This window comes from Agrobacterium sp. 5Ca50 (genome assembly GCF_055381905.1).
Window position 1 is genome coordinate 1,034,202 of sequence record NZ_AP026438.1, and the last position, 16,094, is coordinate 1,050,295.

At 56.1% G+C, this 16,094-nt stretch carries 21 protein-coding genes; 13 read left to right on the plus strand and 8 right to left on the minus strand.

What is annotated here, in order from left to right:
- Nucleotides 1–3 precede the first annotated feature (3 nt).
- The 4 genes from ACZ5FM_RS04970 (at nt 4) to ACZ5FM_RS04985 (ending at nt 3,250) form a co-directional block, all read left to right on the plus strand.
- Nucleotides 4–714 carry a metal-dependent hydrolase gene (locus tag ACZ5FM_RS04970; protein WP_192487596.1) on the plus strand — a complete coding sequence of 237 codons (711 nt, stop codon included), beginning with the start codon at nt 4–6 and terminating at the stop codon, nt 712–714.
- 166 nt (nt 715–880) lie between these two features.
- A complete protein-coding gene (gene gatC / locus ACZ5FM_RS04975; protein WP_192487597.1) occupies nt 881–1,168 on the plus strand; it encodes an Asp-tRNA(Asn)/Glu-tRNA(Gln) amidotransferase subunit GatC in 288 nt (95 codons plus the stop codon).
- Nucleotides 1,169–1,286: 118 nt separating this feature from the next.
- On the plus strand, nt 1,287–2,768 hold the full coding sequence (gatA, locus tag ACZ5FM_RS04980; RefSeq protein WP_464039865.1) for an Asp-tRNA(Asn)/Glu-tRNA(Gln) amidotransferase subunit GatA: 1,482 nt from the start codon (nt 1,287–1,289) through the stop codon (nt 2,766–2,768).
- A 20-nt stretch (nt 2,769–2,788) separates the two neighbouring features.
- Complete coding sequence (locus ACZ5FM_RS04985; RefSeq protein ID WP_275640930.1) at nt 2,789–3,250, plus strand: GNAT family N-acetyltransferase; 462 nt, start codon at nt 2,789–2,791, stop codon at nt 3,248–3,250.
- Between the two features lie 47 nt (nt 3,251–3,297).
- On the opposite strand, the gene ACZ5FM_RS04990 is transcribed toward ACZ5FM_RS04985, so the two are convergent.
- The gene (locus ACZ5FM_RS04990; protein WP_259145138.1) at nt 3,298–3,555 is read right to left on the minus strand and encodes a YjhX family toxin; all 258 of its coding nucleotides are present in this window, start codon (nt 3,553–3,555) and stop codon (nt 3,298–3,300) included.
- Between the two features lie 390 nt (nt 3,556–3,945).
- On the opposite strand from ACZ5FM_RS04990, the gene ACZ5FM_RS04995 reads away from it, so the two are divergent.
- Nucleotides 3,946–4,455 (plus strand): N-acetyltransferase family protein, encoded by a 510-nt coding sequence (locus ACZ5FM_RS04995; RefSeq protein WP_464039866.1) that lies wholly within the window; start codon nt 3,946–3,948, stop codon nt 4,453–4,455.
- A 21-nt stretch (nt 4,456–4,476) separates the two neighbouring features.
- Here ACZ5FM_RS04995 and ACZ5FM_RS05000 read toward each other — a convergent pair whose 3' ends face one another.
- Complete coding sequence (locus ACZ5FM_RS05000) at nt 4,477–4,971, minus strand: hypothetical protein (protein WP_464039867.1); 495 nt, start codon at nt 4,969–4,971, stop codon at nt 4,477–4,479.
- A gap of 266 nt (nt 4,972–5,237) precedes the next feature.
- On the opposite strand from ACZ5FM_RS05000, the gene gatB reads away from it, so the two are divergent.
- From gatB to ACZ5FM_RS05025, 5 genes are all read left to right on the plus strand, one after another.
- Nucleotides 5,238–6,740 carry an Asp-tRNA(Asn)/Glu-tRNA(Gln) amidotransferase subunit GatB gene (gene gatB / locus ACZ5FM_RS05005; RefSeq protein ID WP_464039868.1) on the plus strand — a complete coding sequence of 501 codons (1,503 nt, stop codon included), beginning with the start codon at nt 5,238–5,240 and terminating at the stop codon, nt 6,738–6,740.
- Between the two features lie 75 nt (nt 6,741–6,815).
- Nucleotides 6,816–7,313: a GNAT family N-acetyltransferase gene (locus ACZ5FM_RS05010; RefSeq protein ID WP_275640932.1), complete on the plus strand. Its 498-nt coding sequence runs from the start codon at nt 6,816–6,818 to the stop codon at nt 7,311–7,313.
- A complete protein-coding gene (locus ACZ5FM_RS05015; protein ID WP_464039869.1) occupies nt 7,310–7,783 on the plus strand; it encodes an N-acetyltransferase family protein in 474 nt (157 codons plus the stop codon). The genes ACZ5FM_RS05010 and ACZ5FM_RS05015 overlap by 4 nt, the downstream gene beginning before the upstream one ends.
- Nucleotides 7,784–7,892: 109 nt before the next feature.
- Nucleotides 7,893–8,291, plus strand: coding sequence for an NADH:ubiquinone oxidoreductase subunit NDUFA12 (locus tag ACZ5FM_RS05020; protein ID WP_192487604.1), 399 nt, complete (start codon nt 7,893–7,895; stop codon nt 8,289–8,291).
- A 99-nt stretch (nt 8,292–8,390) separates the two neighbouring features.
- On the plus strand, nt 8,391–8,825 hold the full coding sequence (locus tag ACZ5FM_RS05025) for a DUF2155 domain-containing protein (RefSeq protein ID WP_192487605.1): 435 nt from the start codon (nt 8,391–8,393) through the stop codon (nt 8,823–8,825).
- Between the two features lie 165 nt (nt 8,826–8,990).
- Here ACZ5FM_RS05025 and aat read toward each other — a convergent pair whose 3' ends face one another.
- The 5 genes from aat to ACZ5FM_RS05050 all read right to left on the minus strand — a co-directional run bounded on the left by aat (nt 8,991) and on the right by ACZ5FM_RS05050 (nt 12,995).
- Nucleotides 8,991–9,605: a leucyl/phenylalanyl-tRNA--protein transferase gene (aat, locus tag ACZ5FM_RS05030; protein WP_464039870.1), complete on the minus strand. Its 615-nt coding sequence runs from the start codon at nt 9,603–9,605 to the stop codon at nt 8,991–8,993.
- Nucleotides 9,606–9,607: 2 nt separating this feature from the next.
- Nucleotides 9,608–10,951, minus strand: a complete 1,344-nt coding sequence (accC, locus tag ACZ5FM_RS05035) for an acetyl-CoA carboxylase biotin carboxylase subunit (RefSeq protein ID WP_192487607.1) — start codon at nt 10,949–10,951, stop codon at nt 9,608–9,610.
- Nucleotides 10,952–10,962: 11 nt separating this feature from the next.
- On the minus strand, nt 10,963–11,445 hold the full coding sequence (accB, locus tag ACZ5FM_RS05040; protein WP_192487608.1) for an acetyl-CoA carboxylase biotin carboxyl carrier protein: 483 nt from the start codon (nt 11,443–11,445) through the stop codon (nt 10,963–10,965).
- 27 nt (nt 11,446–11,472) lie between these two features.
- A complete protein-coding gene (gene aroQ, locus ACZ5FM_RS05045) occupies nt 11,473–11,910 on the minus strand; it encodes a type II 3-dehydroquinate dehydratase (RefSeq protein ID WP_192487609.1) in 438 nt (145 codons plus the stop codon).
- 317 nt (nt 11,911–12,227) lie between these two features.
- On the minus strand, nt 12,228–12,995 hold the full coding sequence (locus ACZ5FM_RS05050; RefSeq protein ID WP_464039871.1) for a DsbA family protein: 768 nt from the start codon (nt 12,993–12,995) through the stop codon (nt 12,228–12,230).
- A gap of 334 nt (nt 12,996–13,329) precedes the next feature.
- Here ACZ5FM_RS05050 and ACZ5FM_RS05055 point away from each other — a divergent pair, with 334 nt between their 5' ends.
- Nucleotides 13,330–14,451, plus strand: a complete 1,122-nt coding sequence (locus ACZ5FM_RS05055) for a pyridoxal phosphate-dependent aminotransferase (protein ID WP_464040420.1) — start codon at nt 13,330–13,332, stop codon at nt 14,449–14,451.
- Nucleotides 14,452–14,544: 93 nt separating this feature from the next.
- Here ACZ5FM_RS05055 and ACZ5FM_RS05060 read toward each other — a convergent pair whose 3' ends face one another.
- Nucleotides 14,545–15,246 carry an ArsR/SmtB family transcription factor gene (locus tag ACZ5FM_RS05060; RefSeq protein WP_464039872.1) on the minus strand — a complete coding sequence of 234 codons (702 nt, stop codon included), beginning with the start codon at nt 15,244–15,246 and terminating at the stop codon, nt 14,545–14,547.
- Between the two features lie 75 nt (nt 15,247–15,321).
- Between ACZ5FM_RS05060 and ACZ5FM_RS05065 the strand changes: the two genes are divergently transcribed.
- Entirely contained in the window at nt 15,322–15,648 is a 327-nt protein-coding gene (locus ACZ5FM_RS05065; RefSeq protein WP_464039873.1) for an NIPSNAP family protein, read from the plus strand.
- Nucleotides 15,645–15,992 carry an antibiotic biosynthesis monooxygenase family protein gene (locus tag ACZ5FM_RS05070; RefSeq protein WP_464039874.1) on the plus strand — a complete coding sequence of 116 codons (348 nt, stop codon included), beginning with the start codon at nt 15,645–15,647 and terminating at the stop codon, nt 15,990–15,992. Before ACZ5FM_RS05065 ends, ACZ5FM_RS05070 begins: the two co-directional genes overlap by 4 nt.
- Nucleotides 15,993–16,094: the final 102 nt, after the last annotated feature.

Genomic DNA, 16,094 nt, shown 5'->3' on the forward strand with positions numbered 1-16,094 from the left:
ACGATGAAACTGACATGGCTTGGTCACTCCGCTTTCCGTCTTGAAACCGGAAATGCCAAAATTCTCATCGATCCGTTCCTGACGGGTAACCCATCCTTCACCGGCCAAGACGCCAAGGATGTGGCAAGCGGTATCACCCATATCCTTTTGACTCACGGTCACGGTGACCATGTTGGCGATACGGTGCGCTTGGCGCAGGAGACGGGTGCCACGGTTCTGGCCAATGCCGATCTCGGTGCATGGCTTGGCACCAAGGGTGTTGAAAAGATCGAAGTCGGCAACACCGGCGGTACCGTCGCGTTCGAAAAGTTCGGCTTTTCCGCCACCTTCACCAATGCGCTGCATTCTTCCGCACAGATCACCGAAGACGGCGTTTCGCACGCACTGGGCAATGCCAATGGCCTGATGCTGCATTTTGAAGACGGTCCAACCGTCTACCACATGGGCGACACGGATATTTTCTCCGACATGGCGCTGATCAACGAGCTGCACCAGCCTGAAGTTGGCCTTGTGCCGATCGGTGACCGCTTCACCATGGGTGGTGCGGTTGCAGCGCTCGCCTGCCAGCGCTATTTCAACTTCCGTTATGTCGTGCCTTGCCACTATGGCTCGTTCCCGATTGTCGATCAGACACCGGAAAAGTTCGTCGCTGGCATGGAAGGCGCCCAGTCCACGGTTGAAACGCCGAAAGCCGGGGCAAGCATCACGTTCTGATATTCTACCGTTGCGAATGACGGGCATGAACATTATAGCGAAGTAAAGCAGTTTCAGGAAAACCGGCCGCCGGTTTTTGCTGGAAACAGCACAAGAACACGAAAGGGCCGGTCACAGCTCCCGAAAGGGCGGTTACCGGCTCTGGATATTCCATCGGAGAAGAAACATGTCCGTCGATCTCGCCACCGTAAAACGCGTTGCGCAACTTGCCCGTATTGCCGTCACCGAAGACGAAGCAAACCAGATGCTGGGCCAGCTGAATGGCATCCTTGGCTTTGTGGAGCAGCTCTCGGAAGTGAATGTCGATGGCGTTGAGCCAATGACGTCAGTTACGCCGATGGAGATGCGCAAGCGTGCCGATGCCGTGACTGATGGCAACAAGGCGGAAGACATTGTGGCCAATGCGCCGGTGTCCGAACGGAACTTCTTCATGGTTCCAAAGGTCGTCGAGTAAGCCTTGGATATACTGGCGCGAAACGCGTGACGCAGTTTCGCAAATGCCAGTGCCAGACAGGAACTTGATAACCGCATTTGCCAGTCCGATTTTCTAAAATTCGAAAGCCGTTGCCGATATGACCGAACTGACCAGCCTCACCATTGCCGAAGCACGCGACAAACTGCATGCGAAGGATATTACCGCCGTCGAACTGACGGACGCCTATCTTGCGGCTATTGATGCTGCCAATGAAAAGCTGAACACCTATGTCGCCACCACGCCTGAAAAGGCACGTGAGATGGCAAAAGCGTCTGACGGGAAGCTGGCAGCCGGCAAGGGCGGTGCGCTCGAAGGTATTCCGCTTGGCGTCAAGGACCTGTTCGCCACGCGCGATATCCACACGCAGGCCTGCTCGCACATTCTCGATGGCTTCAAGCCAAAGTACGAATCGACAGTCACGCAGAACCTGTGGGACGCCGGTGCGGTTCTGCTGGGCAAGCTGAACATGGACGAGTTCGCAATGGGCTCTTCCAACGAAAGCTCTTATTACGGTCCGGCCATCAACCCATGGCGCGCCAATGGTTCTGACCAGAAGCTGGTGCCTGGCGGTTCCTCCGGTGGTTCGGCCGCTGCCGTTGCTGCACATCTGTGCGCCGGTGCAACCGCAACCGATACTGGTGGCTCCATCCGTCAGCCTGCTGCCTTCACCGGCACAGTCGGCATCAAGCCAACCTACGGCCGTTGCTCGCGCTGGGGTATCGCAGCCTATGCATCCTCGCTCGATCAGGCCGGTCCGATTGCCCGCGACGTGCGCGACGCCGCCATCCTGTTGAAGACCATGGCAAGCGTAGACACAAAGGATACCACGTCGGTTGATCTGCCGGTGCCGGACTATGAAAAGGCCATTGGCCAGTCGCTGAAGGGCCTCAAGATTGGTATTCCAAAGGAGTACCGCATCGACGGCATGCCGGAAGAAATCGAAAAGCTCTGGGCACAGGGTATCGAGTGGCTGAAGGATGCGGGTGCGGAGATCGTCAACATCTCCCTGCCGCACACCAAATACGCTCTGCCAGCCTATTATATCGTCGCACCTGCCGAAGCCTCTTCCAACCTTGCTCGTTATGACGGCGTTCGTTACGGCCTGCGCGTTGACGGTGGCAACATTGCCGAAATGTACCAGAACTCCCGCGCTGCCGGTTTCGGCAAGGAAGTTCAGCGCCGTATCATGGTTGGCACCTATGTGCTGTCGGCCGGTTATTACGATGCCTATTACCTGAAGGCGCAGAAGGTTCGCACGCTGATCAAGCGTGACTTCGAAAACGTCTTCCATGAAGGCGTTGATGCCATCCTGGCGCCAATCACCCCGTCGTCTGCATTCGCCATTGGTGATGAGGAACTGGCATCGGATCCAGTCAAGATGTACCTGCAGGACGTGTTCACCATTACGGTCAACATGGCTGGCCTGCCGGGTCTTTCGGTTCCTGCCGGTCTTGATGGCAAGGGTCTGCCGCTTGGTTTGCAGCTCATCGGCAAGCCTTTCGAGGAAGAAACGCTGTTCAAGACAGCTCATGCCATTGAACAGGCTGCAGGCAAGTTCACGCCTGCCAAGTGGTGGTAAGCACCTTTTACATTCGCGCTATGAACGAGGCTGACCGTGAAGCGGTCGGCCTTGTTGGTTTTCGGGCATGGCAATCCAGCAACGCATTCGAGGATGTCTATCTCGATCCATCAGTCATTGAGCGTGTCCGGGGTGAATTTGCGCAATTTGCCGCCACATCAACCAGCGATATCGCAGTGGTCGAGATCGACGGTGAGATTGCCGGCTGGGGTGCGCGGGATGGTGAGCCCAACCACATTTCTGACCTTTGGGTCGGCCCTGAATGGCAGGGGCGTGGCTTCGGTCGCGCACTGGTTGAGCATTTTCTGCAGAAGATGCGCGCAGCCGGCATCGGGACCGTGACGATCAGCACCCACGCTAAAAACGTCTCAGCCATCCGCCTTTACGAACGGTGCGGTTTTCAAATCGTCTGGCAGGGCCAGCAATGGTCTGACAGCATGAAGGTGGAACTGCAAAAGGTGCGGTTGGAACAGGTGCTCTAATCTGCAGAAATGCACCGGGCAGCATTGCTACCGCCCGGCACAGCCATTTACCTGTTGTCGAGTTCACCGCGTACCAGTTCCAGCCCGCGTGTGGTGATGCGATAAGGCTTGCCACCGGCAGACGCGATGGCCCGCTTGCGTTTCAGCTTGCGGAAGGTCTCTAGGTTGAGACCGCTGAAAACCCAGCCGTCACGGGTGTAAAGGCTCAGCTTTTCGATTTTGCGATTGTCGTCTCGAACGAGTTCTATTCTGCCGCCTTGCGCGAGCAGGTGAAGGATGCGCTGTTCGGCGCGTGAAATGTCCATTTTCGGAAATCCGGTCGGCGTCCTCAAGGACGCATGAAAACACACCCGGGTGCCATAAAAGCATCCGGCTCGGTTTCATTTGGGCCCGGCGCGCAAGATACTTGCGGGCAGGGCCGTTACCGGGACTCCGATTGAGAGAACATAAAGGCTCCTTCGTTACATTTTCTGGTTAGCGGGCAGGGCCGCCATGGTCAAGTCCAGGTGATTCTCGTGTTGTGCGCATCCTGTTTCAATCCGTGTTGCTGTGTTCGCATGGCCACAGAACACGGCCACGGCGGTAAATGAGACAACTCTCAAATATACATGTTGAATGAAGAGCTTGGCGAAAGCTTGTACTGGTCAAATGCGGGAATGAATGGTCTACTGCAACCGGACGATCGGAGGTAGCATTTGGTCAGCATACGCAATGCGCGGGAAGACGAAGCGGCATCACTTGCAGCCCTGGGGTTGCGGGCCTGGGAAATGGCCATGGCGCCGATTGGCGTTACCAAAGCGCTCAGTGAAAACGCCCGATCTGCCTTTGAAAATTTCACGCTGTCCTCGTGGCTGAGCATTACGGTCGCGGAACTGGATGGCGAAATTGTCGGTTGGGCGGCCCGCGAACACTTCGATGACAAGATCAGCGATTTCTGGATCGGGCCGCAATATCAGCGCAAAGGCGTGGGGGCATTGCTTCTTGCCGATGTCGAACGGGAAATTATCGAGCAGGGCTTCACATCGGTGCGGGTGGAAAGCCATGCCCAGAACGAGCAGGCCATCGCTTTTTTCCAGAAGCATGGCTACAGCGTGAACTGGTTGACCGTGACCTATGCGCCGAAGCTGGACCGCGACGTGCAATCCATCGGCTTGAGCAAGCAGTTGGTCGAGGAGCCGAAGGATACCTACGGCCCCGGATTTTGAGGTGTTGCACAGCCGCCCGAATTATGGGGCAGGCGACACGATCTCGTAGGTGCATTTGAACGAGTTGGCGGCGATCCGGTAGGTGTCCTTTTCGTCTGCTGGCACCTGCACAATAGCATCGCCCGGCTTGGCAACCATGCTTTCACCCCAAGGCGCGGTGAAGGTGAAAGCGCCGGTTTTCTCCGACACAATGAAATAGTTCATCTCGCTGCCAAGCGGCTTGAAGGCGCTGTAACCCTGCGCATCGGCTTTTGATTGCGCCTCGCCATAACGCTGTGGAAACTTGGCGGCCTTGACCAGTATCTCCTCGTTGCCGGTTTCCGGGCAACGGTTGCGAACAACCCAGTCACCGGCTTCTGCCGGTTTGGATTTGGTTTCGACACCTTCACCCTTGATGATGGTGACAATAACCTCTCCCGCCACTGCGGGGCGGGCATCGACGTCCTTGGTCTTGCGGGCAATGCCCGTCAGCTTCTGTGCCTTGGCGTCGGTCATCAGGGCGACCTGATCCTTCACCGGTGCATCCTGGGCGGGCGCCATGCCGGCAAAAAAGAGGCTGCTGCGAGTGATCCGTAAAAGAGGGAAGTTTTGTTCATGGCGATAATCTCTGTGTGAGGCGCAAAACGCTGACGGAACCGATAGAGTATGGTGCGATACCCAATATATTTTCCAATTGTGTGACAAGGCAACTTGTCTCGGCTTCAACAGCGCGACAAGTCTTGCGCATGCAGCACATTTGTTTTACCCCACAAACAGAAAAGAATGTATCCCGCGAGCTTGATATGACCCTTGTAGATGTGCGCACACCAGATCCGAAACGCTTCATTCCCGGTGCTACCGGCGATTGGGAAATTGTGATCGGAATGGAAGTCCACGCACAGGTTTTGTCCAATTCGAAACTTTTCTCAGGCGCATCCACGTCGTTCGGCAATGCGCCAAACGCCAACGTGTCGTTGGTTGATGCTGCCATGCCAGGCATGTTGCCGGTCATTAACCAGGAATGTGTTGCACAGGCCGTTCGTACAGGTCTTGGCCTCAAGGCCCAGATCAACAAGCGTTCGATCTTTGACCGCAAGAACTATTTCTATCCGGATTTGCCGCAAGGTTACCAGATTTCGCAGTTCAAGGACCCGATTGTCGGCGAGGGCAAGATCATCATCTCGCTCGGACCGGACCGTCAGGGCAATTTTGAAGATATCGAAATCGGTATCGAGCGTCTGCATCTGGAACAGGATGCCGGCAAGTCGATGCATGACCAGCACCCGACAATGTCGTTTGTAGACCTTAACCGTTCGGGCGTTGCCTTGATGGAAATCGTCTCCAAGCCTGACATGCGCTCCGCCGATGAAGCCAAGGCTTACATGACCAAGCTGCGCGCCATCGTGCGTTACCTTGGCACCTGCGATGGTAACATGGACGAAGGCTCGATGCGCGCTGACGTCAACGTTTCCGTACGCAAGCCGGGCGGCGAGTTTGGCACACGGTGCGAAATCAAGAACGTCAACTCCATCCGTTTCATCGGTCAGGCCATCGAATCCGAAGCCCGTCGTCAGATCGGCATTCTCGAAGACGGCGGTTCGATCGATCAGGAAACCCGCCTGTTCGATCCGGTCAAGGGCGAAACCCGCTCGATGCGCTCCAAGGAAGATGCGCATGACTACCGCTATTTCCCAGATCCGGACCTGCTGCCGCTGGAATTCGATGACGCTTTCATTGAAAGCCTGAAGGCTGACCTGCCGGAACTGCCTGACGACAAGAAAGAACGTTTTGTAAGCGAACTGGGCCTGTCGGTTTATGACGCTTCCATTCTGGTGTCTGAAAAGGCAATTGCCGATTATTATGAAGCCGTTGCGGCTGGTCGCGATGCCAAGCTGGCTGCGAACTGGATTATCAACGACTTGCTGGGCGCCTTGAACAAAGCCAGCAAAGGCATTGAAGAGACTCCTGTTTCTGCCGATCAGCTCGGTGGCATCATTGACCTCATCAAGGCTGAAACCATCTCCGGCAAGATCGCCAAGGACCTGTTCGAAATCGTCTGGAACGAAGGCGGCAATCCGGCCGAGTTCGTTGAAAGCCGTGGCATGAAGCAGGTGACAGACACCGGCGCCATCGAAAAGGCTGTGGATGAAATCATCGCCGCCAACCCGGATCAGGTCGAGAAGGTCAAGGCAAAGCCGACCCTTGCCGGCTGGTTCGTTGGTCAGGTGATGAAGTCCACCGGCGGCAAGGCCAATCCACAGGCCGTCCAGGCTCTGGTCAAGGCCAAGCTGGGCATAGAAGAATAAGGTCGTTTTGACAGAGATGGGGCCGGGACCGGAAAAGGTGCCCGGCCTTTTCTTTTTAGAAAAAGGAATTTTATCATGTTTTTCGTTCGCACAGCGAGTGAGCGCGATATTGAGAAAGTTCGCACATTGCTGGCCCAGACATGGCACGCCACCTATGACCCGCTCTACGGCGAGGACAAGGTCAAGCAGATGATTGCCAGCTGGCATTCGCCACAGGCCATCAAGGAGCGCATCGAGAAAAAGGGCGGCGAGTTTCTGGTTGCAGATGATGGCAAGCGTCTCGGCGGCATGGGATATGCTGCCATGTCCACCAAGATGACCAAGACGGCATTGTTGTATCAGCTTTATGTTGCGCCGGAATTCCAGCGCCAAGGCGTAGGCAGAGACATTTTTGCCGAACTGGAAACCTGCTTCCCCGACGCAGAAATCATGCGCCTAGAGGTCGATCCCAACAACAAGCCCGCGATTGCCTTCTATCAAGGCGTTGGTTTTGTCGAGGTTGATGAAATCGAGCGGATGGCCGGCGTTGAAGGTCTGCCCGGAATCGTCATGGAAAAGAGCCTGCGCAGATGAAGATCTCGGCCGAACAACTGACGATTCGCGAGGCGCAGGAGCGTGATATTCCAGCGCTTGCCGCCATTTACGCCGCTGACGAGGTTGGCTCGCACGGCGACACGACCGACCCGGAGGCGCTTGCTGATTACAGCAGGGCCTTTGATACCATTGCCGCATCCCCCAATGAAAGCCTCTATGTGGTGGAGTTGGAAGGCGAAATCGTCGGTACGTTCCAGACGGTCATTCTCAACAAGCTGGTCGGCCGTGGATCGGTTTCCATGGCCATGGAAGCAGTGCAGACGCGGTCTGACATGCGCGGGCAGGGCATTGGCGCCATCATGGTCGATTACTGCATCGACAAGGCAAAAAAGCTGGATATTGGCACGGTGCAGCTCGTCTCGAACGTGGCGCGGCTGGATGCGCATCGCTTTTACGAACGGCTTGGCTTCGAGAGGCGACATTTCGGCTTCAGAATGAAGCTGAAATAACATTGTGATGATTGGAAATACTGGACAATCGCGCCGCATGGCGGCATAAGCTGATGCCAGCATGCTGCGCTTGCGTAGGCGCTTGCATGGGCAAGCCGAAGGAACGGATATGAAGACTCTTATCACTCAAATCTTCACCTGGTGGAATGGCCAGACGATCGGAGCGCGCTTTCACACATGGCGTTTCGGCAAGAAGGTAGGGCAGGACGAGTTGGGTAATATCTACTACGAAGGCGGCACAACCTCCTGGGGAATGCCGCGTCGTTGGGTTGTTTACAACGGTTACGCAGAAGCTTCCGCAATTCCGCCAGGCTGGCACGGCTGGATGCACTACCGCACCGATGTGCCTCCTTCGCAGGAAGACTACAAGCCACGCGACTGGCAGAAGGCACACCAGCCAAACCTCACAGGCACGTCGCAGGCTTACCGCCCGAAGGGCTCGCTTGCTGTTCCTGGCGAACGTCCTCGCGTGACTGGCGACTACGACGCCTGGACACCGGGCAACTGAATCAGGCTGCTGCACGCTTTTCGCCATATTCGCACTATAGCTGGAAAGCAGGTTTGCTTTGGCGTGCTTGCGGTTTCAATTCTTGAGGGACGGTTTGATATGAGGAAATTCACGCGGGATGGTTCTTTGCGTGTGCTGGCTGTTATTGCACTGGCATGCCTGCCTTCCCTCGCAGTAGTGAACAATGCTGCTGCGGAGCGTATTTCCAACAAGGTTGCCGTCTTCTCCGGTATCGACAAGATCACCGGCCGCATCACGTCTTTTGATGTTTATATCGATGAAACCGTACAGTTCGGCGCGCTGCAGGTGACACCGAAGGTCTGTTATTCGCGTGACGAAACCGAAGCGCAGAAAATCGATTCGTTTGTCGAGGTCGATGAAATCACCCTCGATCGTAAGGTACGTCGTATCTTTACCGGCTGGATGTTCGCAGACAGCCCCGGTCTCAATGCCGTTGAACACCCGATCTATGATGTTTGGCTGACAGGCTGCAAACAGCAGTCGGAAGTCGTTGCTCCATCGCAGACCAACTGAGAGAGCGCGTCGCGCTCCTCGGAAAACCCCAGACTTTTCAAAGCCGACACATGACGACCAAGCGCCTCCTTTTATTGGCACGCGCTTTTTGTGCTGAAATCTCGGTGGTGTCGTGATAGCAGGTGAATAGCTCACACCGCAGGTGAGGGGCTCAGATGCTGGCCCTTAAAAACGAATCGTCGGCCGGTCGACGGCCTTTTCCAGCATCTTGGCATAGTCTGCCTTGGGAACGTCGATGGCACCGAAGGTCATCAGATGTTCGGTCGTGAACTGCGTATCGAGCAGGGTAAAGCCCTTTTCCCGCAACCGCTCGACCAGGTAGACGAGACAGATCTTCGACGCGTTGGTGCGGCGGGAAAACATGCTTTCACCGAAGAATGCCGAGCCCAAAGAAACCCCGTAAAGTCCGCCGACCAGTTCATCACCTTCCCAGGCCTCAACACTGTGGGCGTGGCCCATCATGTTCAACTCGCTGTAAAGCGCGCGAATGGTGGCATTGATCCAGGTGCTGGGCCGGTCGGAGGCTTCCGCCGCGCAACCGCCAACCACGGAATCAAACGCCGTGTCGAAGCGGATATCGAACGGTTTGCGCCTGATGGCTTTGGCAAGACTTTTGGAAACATGGAAAGCGTCGAGAGGAATGATGCCTCTGACTTCTGGCTCGACCCAGAAAATCTCCGGGTCATCAGCCGAATCGGCCATGGGAAACAGGCCAACGGAATAGGCGCGCAGCAGTATCTCGGGTGTTATTTCCGCGTTTCTGCTGCGTCGCCCAGCCATTTTTAGTGTGCGTCACCGGCCAGATATTTTTCCAGCCAGTGAATGTCGTAGTCACCCTTCAAGATGTCCTCGTTCTGCAGGAGGTCCTGGAACAGGGGCAGGGTGGTCTTGATGCCATCCACAACGAACTCGTCGAGCGCGCGGCGCAGACGTGCAATGCATTCCTCACGGTTACGACCATGCACAATCAGCTTGCCGATCATGCTGTCGTAATAAGGCGGGATCTTGTAGCCCTGATAGGCACCGGAATCGACGCGAACGCCAAGACCGCCCGGGGTGTGGAAATAGGTCAGCGTGCCAGGGGATGGTACGAAGGTGCGTGGGTCTTCAGCATTGATACGGCATTCGATGGCATGGCCATTGAACTTGATATCAGCCTGCGTAACCGAGAGGCCCTGACCGGAAGCAACGCGGATCTGCTCCTGCACGAGGTCCATGCCTGTGATGGCTTCCGTGACCGGATGCTCCACCTGCAGACGAGTGTTCATTTCAATGAAATAGAACTCGCCGTTTTCGTAAAGGAACTCGATGGTGCCTGCACCGCGATATTTCAGCTTGCGCATGGCATCGGCGCAAATCTCGCCAATGCTCATCCGCTGCTCGACGGTCAGAGCAGGAGAGTTTGCTTCTTCCAGGACCTTCTGGTGGCGGCGCTGCAAGGAGCAATCGCGTTCACCCAGATGCACGGCATTGCCTTCACCGTCACCGAAGACCTGAACTTCGATGTGGCGTGGTTTGCCAAGGTATTTTTCCATGTAGACAGCATCGTTGCCGAATGCTGCCAGAGCCTCGGAGCGGGCCGTGGAAACGGCTTCGTCCAGATCGGCCTCGGTCTTGGCAACCTTCATGCCACGGCCGCCACCGCCTGCCGTTGCCTTGATAAGCACCGGGAAGCCGATCGACTTGGCGATTTCCATCGCGTTTTCCGGCTTCACTTCACCATCAGAGCCGGGAACGACGGGAATACCCAGTTCCTGGGCTGTCTGCTTGGCGGTGATCTTGTCACCCATGATGCGGATATGGTCAGCGGTCGGTCCGATGAAGGTAATGCCATGCGCATCGAGAATGTCTGCGAACTTGGCATTTTCCGACAGGAAGCCGTAACCGGGGTGAACGGCATCCGCGCCGGTGATTTCGCAGGCCGCAACAATCTGGTGAATGTTGAGGTAGCTGTCGCGCGACGGAGGAGGGCCGATGCAAACGCTTTCATCAGCAAGGCGCACATGCATCGCATCCGCATCCGCCGTGGAATGCACGGCAACGGTTGGAATGCCGAGTTCCTTGGCGGCGCGCAGTACACGAAGCGCGATTTCGCCACGGTTTGCTATGAGGATCTTGGATACCATGCTTATCCGCCTTATTCGATGACCACGAGGGCTTCACCATACTCCACAGGCTGAGCGTCGTTGACGATGATTTCCGTGACCTTGCCGGACTTTGGAGCCGGGATCTGGTTCATGGTCTTCATGGCTTCAACGATGAGAAGCGTCTGGCCTTCCTTGACGGTGGCACCAACTTCGATGAATGCGCGGGCGCCTGGAGCTGGCGACAGGTAAACCGTGCCGACCATAGGCGAAGTAACGGTGTTTGCCGGGTTGCGGGCAGGGGCAGCAGATGCCGCTGGCGCTGCGAGCGGCGCCGGTGCTGCTGGGGCAGCTGGTGCCGGTGCTGCATAAGCAGGAGGAGCCGCTGCGTAAACGGTTGCTGCCGGTGCGGAGCGCGAAACGCGAATGCGCAGGTCGTCCTGCTCGATTTCGATTTCCGACAGGTCGGTGTCGTTGAGAATGTTCGCGAGATCGCGGATCAGTTCCTTGTCGATACCGTTTTTCTTTTCAGCCATAACGAGACCCTATTCTCTTGTTTATTCTTATTGCGTGATATTCTTCAGTGCGTTGAGCGCCATGATGTAGCCGTATGGGCCGAAGCCGCAAACCATGCCTTTGGCGGCGGGCGCTATCATCGATTTGTGGCGGAATTCCTCGCGGGCGTGGATATTGGAAATGTGCACTTCCAGTACCGGCACGGAAATAGCGCGAATGGCGTCATGCAACGCAATTGACGTATGCCCGTAAGCACCCGGATTGATGACGACGCCGATCGCGCGGTCGTCGGCTTCGTGAAGCCAATCGACCAGCACACCTTCATGATTGGACTGGCGGCAATCCACCTCAAAGCCGAGCGACTGGCCTGCCTCGCGGCAATCCTGCTCAATATCTTTCAAGGTTTTTCCGCCGTAAATACCCGGCTCCCGCTTCCCAAGCATGTTCAGATTGGGGCCGTTGAGGACGAGGACTAGCTTGCTCATGTACGGTTCCGTCAAAAATTCAGCGCCACCTATAGACTTTAAGGCGATCAAGGAAAAGCCCTGTTCGCCTTAAAGCACGGGTTGTCCTTAATCTTCTGGTCATCAACGGCATTTTGATGTGGATAGTTTGCCTGAAACGGCAAGACCGGCGCTACCGCACGGCACGAGCGTGATTCCCGTTTTGGCACAGAAAAACCGCTCGTCGATGTCTTGAAAAGGCGGAAGCCTTGTTCCCAACCTGATGATCGGGGTTAGGCAATTCCCGTGACCGGCACGGGAATTGAAGACCTTGAAGACGCGAGGCGCAGGCTGCTCTGTTACGAGCAGGTTGCCTTGCCGCAGGTGCGCATATTGGCAATCTTCTCTTTCAGTGGATCAGCGCCAACGGCGCCGAATACGGCCTCGGTGCCGATGATGTAGGATGGAGTGCCGGTAATGCCGAGGTTGTTGGCAAGCGAATAGGCTTCCTGCACCTGTGGGGTATTGGGGCTTTCTTCCATCGACTTGCGAATGGCGGCCTCATCGATACCGAGCGAGGTTGCGACTTCCATGGCGCTGTCTTCATTGGCGCGACCGGTGCTGCCAAGCAGCGTGCGCTGGAATTCCGGGTACTTCTCCGGCGCTATCAGCTTCACGGCATTTGAAACCTTGTGGGCAGCCAGCGACTCAGGACCAAGGATCGGAAATTCCTTGAGCACGACGCGAATGTTCTTGTCGGATTTCAGGATGTTGTCCATGTCACTCATGGCGCGCTTGCAATAACCGCAGTTGTAATCGAAGAACTCGACCAGCGTCACGTCACCCTTCGGGTTGCCGAGGCTGATATCGAATTTCGATTCGAAAAGCGCTTTCTGGTTGCTGCTAACCGCCTCTGATGCCTTGGCGTTGCGTGCCTCAGACTGTTTGCGCTCAAGCGCATCCTGCACTTCCAGCATGATCTCCGGATTGGCGATCAGGTATTCCTTGATATACGCGCCGATTTCCTTTTTCTGCTGGTCATCCAGTGCGTGAGCAGGGGCGCTGATGCCAACTGCCGTAAAGGCCATGACGCTGGCAAGCGTTGCGGATGCTAGTGAAAATTTCATTTCGGCCTCGTTGTCATTGAAAGACGGTAGCAAACATATGTTGCGGTGTTTGCAGATTAATTCATTTTACGGCAAGCCATAAACGCCACAACCGAAAAAATAGCGCCCATTGTCGCGGCGGCTGGATTGTTATTGGCAAAAGAATGCGGCAAGTCTCCGACTTGAAAGCGGCACACGTCCTCAAAACAACACATCCCTGTGCGCAACAGTTTTACCACCACACATCTTGCTTCACCAAACCCTAACCATTTTGGGGGCTGATGCTGGAGAAAATAAGAGAGGCTTCGTTTTGATTCCTGTTTCCAGCCGCAGTGCCGTTGAACCCTTCCATGCCATGGACATTTTGGCGGAAGCCAATCGTCGCAAGAAAGACGGTCGCCCCGTCATTTCCATGTCACTTGGCCAGCCAGCCCATCCCGCGCCCAAAGCCGCTCTCGCGGCGGCCAGCGAAGCGCTGAAACACGGGAGGATTGGTTACACCGATGCGCTTGGCCTGCTTGAGCTGCGTGAAGCCATTGCCGGTCACTACCGCGTGCAGCATCGCATTGATGTTGACCCGGCGCGCATTGCGGTAACGACAGGCTCTTCCGCCGCCTTCAATCTGGCATTTCTGAGCCTGTTCGATGCAGGCGATGCGGTTGCTATCGCCAGACCCGGCTACCCGGCCTATCGTAATATTCTCAAAGCACTCGGCCTGAAGGTTGTGGAAGTGCCAGTGACGGCTGAAACGGGTTTTACGCTGACGCCAGCAAGCCTTGAGCGGGCGGAAACCATTGCCGGCTGCAAGCTGAAGGGCGTTCTACTGGCAAGTCCAGCCAACCCGACCGGTACCGTCACCGGACGTGAGGCACTGAAGCGGCTGGCAACCTATTGCGAAAGCCGCTCCATCGCTTTCATTTCCGACGAGATCTACCACGGACTGACATTTGTCGGCGAGGAAACCTCCGCGCTGGAAATCACTGATCAGGCTGTCGTCATCAATTCATTCTCGAAATATTATTGCATGACCGGCTGGCGTGTCGGCTGGATGGTGCTGCCGGAAAGTCTGGTGCGCCCGGTCGAATGTCTTGCGCAGAGCCTTTATATTTCTGCTCCGGAACTGTCTCAGATTGCTGCTGCCGCCGCTTTTGGTGCAGCTGAAGAACTGGATGTCTACAAGGAAAGCTACCACACCAATCGTGACTTCCTGATGGAGCGTCTGCCACAGATCGGCCTGCCGCTGGCGTCGCCGATGGATGGTGCCTTTTACGCCTATGTCGATGTTAGCCGCTTTACCAATGACAGCATGGATTTCGCCAAGCGCATGCTCACGGAAATCGATGTTGCAGCTACACCGGGCATGGATTTTGACCCCACAGAGGGGCACCGTGCCCTGCGTATTTCCTATGCCGGTGCCGTCTCTGACATCGCCGAGGCGGTTGGCCGCATGGCCGGCTGGCTGAAAGAAAAGCGCTGATTTCAGCGCTTTGATCTAAGGGATAAAAGAATCTGATTTCAGTGCCTTGCGGCGATTTGCGGAATCAAACCCGCAGGCACTTGAATCAGTTTATCAACCGGCATTGTTGTCGGCAGTTTCACAGACAAACGTGTTATCAAAAGCCGTGCGGCCTTTGCTGGTGAAGGTCAGAACCCGACCTTCCGCACGCTTGATCCATTGTTTGTCCAACATGGCGTTGAGCAGCGATGCACCGAGCGAACCACCGAGGTGGTGGCGTCTTTCACTCCAGTCCAGGCAGTGCAGGCAGACCGGACGACGCGCCTTTTGCAGACTTTCCAGATCAATACCGAAGTCGGAGAAAAACTGCTGGCCCTGATCGGTCAGCGCAATGGTTTCATCTTGCGAAATCACCAAACCGCGCTGGGTAATGCCGTGCAGCAATTGCACGCCGCTTTCCCCGGCCAGATGGTCGTAACAGACCCTTGCTTCACGCAGCGCCGCGTCCTTGGGGCCGGTGCGCACCCGAACGGCGCCGGTGCGCTGGGCAAGCCCCATCAGCGCTTCCAGCACCTGCGCCACATCTTCGCCCGACAGACGGAAATAACGATGCCGTCCCTGTTTTTCGGCTTTCAGCAGATTGGCGTCGCTCAGCTTGGAGAGGTGCCCGCTGGCCGTCTGTACCGTGACGCCGGCAGCGTTTGCCAATTCGCTGACGGTCAGCGCGCGGCCATCCATCAGCGCCGTCAGGATGTTGGCGCGGGCCGGGTCGCCGATCAGAGAGGCGATAGTTGCGATAATGGGTCCGTCTTTCATAGTTCGATCATAGCCGAAGCATTGACGTACAGCAATGGCGTAGACCGGAGGCATGTCATACGAAAGGAAATCGCCATGCTGACCTGCTTTATTCGATATGAGATTAACCCCTATAAGGTTGATGCATTCGAACACTATGCCCGCAATTGGGGACAAGCCATTCCACGCTGTGGTGCGGAACTGATCGGGTATTACGCGCCGAAAGAGGGCTCTAGCACCATTGCCTACGGCGTCTATAATATTGAGAACCTCGCCGCCTATGAAGCCTATCGTGCACGTCTGGCCGCCGATCCGCTCGGGCGTGACAACTACGAATTTGCCAGGCGCGAACAATTCATCCGCCGCGAAGACCGGCTATTCCTGCAACTGGCGTCCGCACCACATGGGGAGAGTGAGCGATGATATCTGTGATATTCGAGGTGTGGCCGGCCGAAGGTGAACGGCAGCACTATCTCGACATAGCCTCCAGATTGCGCGAAGACCTCCAGACTATTGACGGGTTTATCTCGGTCGAGCGGTTCCAGAGCATCACCAATCCCGACAAGATGCTGTCGCTTTCGTTTTTTCGAGATGAGGAAGCGGTCAAAGCCTGGCGCAATCTCGATGCCCACCGCGCGGCGCAATCCGCAGGCCGCAATGGCGTCTTTGCCAATTACCGTCTGCGTGTTGCCAGCGTTATCCGTGATTATGGCTTAGATGAGCGCGAAGACGCCCCGCCGGACAGCCGCCAGCGTCATGAAGCATAGTCGCTGAAACAGAGGACTGGCGCACCAGCCATTTTTCCTCTCGCCAATCTGTCAGACAAAAGAAAACACCCGCAGCGTCGTTGCGGGCGTCTTTTGTATTCG

Bases quoted from the DNA above. Each gene is read 5' to 3' on its own strand.
- ACZ5FM_RS04970 (WP_192487596.1), top strand. From the start codon at position 4: ATGAAACTGACATGGCTTGGTCACTCCGCTTTCCGTCTTGAAACCGGA.
- gatC (WP_192487597.1), top strand. From the start codon at position 881: ATGTCCGTCGATCTCGCCACCGTAAAACGCGTTGCGCAACTTGCCCGT.
- gatA (WP_464039865.1), top strand. From the start codon at position 1,287: ATGACCGAACTGACCAGCCTCACCATTGCCGAAGCACGCGACAAACTG.
- ACZ5FM_RS04985 (WP_275640930.1), top strand. From the start codon at position 2,789: ATGAACGAGGCTGACCGTGAAGCGGTCGGCCTTGTTGGTTTTCGGGCA.
- ACZ5FM_RS04990 (WP_259145138.1), bottom strand. From the start codon at position 3,555: ATGGACATTTCACGCGCCGAACAGCGCATCCTTCACCTGCTCGCGCAA.
- gatB (WP_464039868.1), top strand. From the start codon at position 5,238: ATGACCCTTGTAGATGTGCGCACACCAGATCCGAAACGCTTCATTCCC.
- ACZ5FM_RS05010 (WP_275640932.1), top strand. From the start codon at position 6,816: ATGTTTTTCGTTCGCACAGCGAGTGAGCGCGATATTGAGAAAGTTCGC.
- ACZ5FM_RS05015 (WP_464039869.1), top strand. From the start codon at position 7,310: ATGAAGATCTCGGCCGAACAACTGACGATTCGCGAGGCGCAGGAGCGT.
- ACZ5FM_RS05020 (WP_192487604.1), top strand. From the start codon at position 7,893: ATGAAGACTCTTATCACTCAAATCTTCACCTGGTGGAATGGCCAGACG.
- ACZ5FM_RS05025 (WP_192487605.1), top strand. From the start codon at position 8,391: ATGAGGAAATTCACGCGGGATGGTTCTTTGCGTGTGCTGGCTGTTATT.
- aat (WP_464039870.1), bottom strand. From the start codon at position 9,605: ATGGCTGGGCGACGCAGCAGAAACGCGGAAATAACACCCGAGATACTG.
- accC (WP_192487607.1), bottom strand. From the start codon at position 10,951: ATGGTATCCAAGATCCTCATAGCAAACCGTGGCGAAATCGCGCTTCGT.
- accB (WP_192487608.1), bottom strand. From the start codon at position 11,445: ATGGCTGAAAAGAAAAACGGTATCGACAAGGAACTGATCCGCGATCTC.
- aroQ (WP_192487609.1), bottom strand. From the start codon at position 11,910: ATGAGCAAGCTAGTCCTCGTCCTCAACGGCCCCAATCTGAACATGCTT.
- ACZ5FM_RS05050 (WP_464039871.1), bottom strand. From the start codon at position 12,995: ATGAAATTTTCACTAGCATCCGCAACGCTTGCCAGCGTCATGGCCTTT.
- ACZ5FM_RS05055 (WP_464040420.1), top strand. From the start codon at position 13,330: ATGGACATTTTGGCGGAAGCCAATCGTCGCAAGAAAGACGGTCGCCCC.
- ACZ5FM_RS05060 (WP_464039872.1), bottom strand. From the start codon at position 15,246: ATGAAAGACGGACCCATTATCGCAACTATCGCCTCTCTGATCGGCGAC.
- ACZ5FM_RS05065 (WP_464039873.1), top strand. From the start codon at position 15,322: ATGCTGACCTGCTTTATTCGATATGAGATTAACCCCTATAAGGTTGAT.
- ACZ5FM_RS05070 (WP_464039874.1), top strand. From the start codon at position 15,645: ATGATATCTGTGATATTCGAGGTGTGGCCGGCCGAAGGTGAACGGCAG.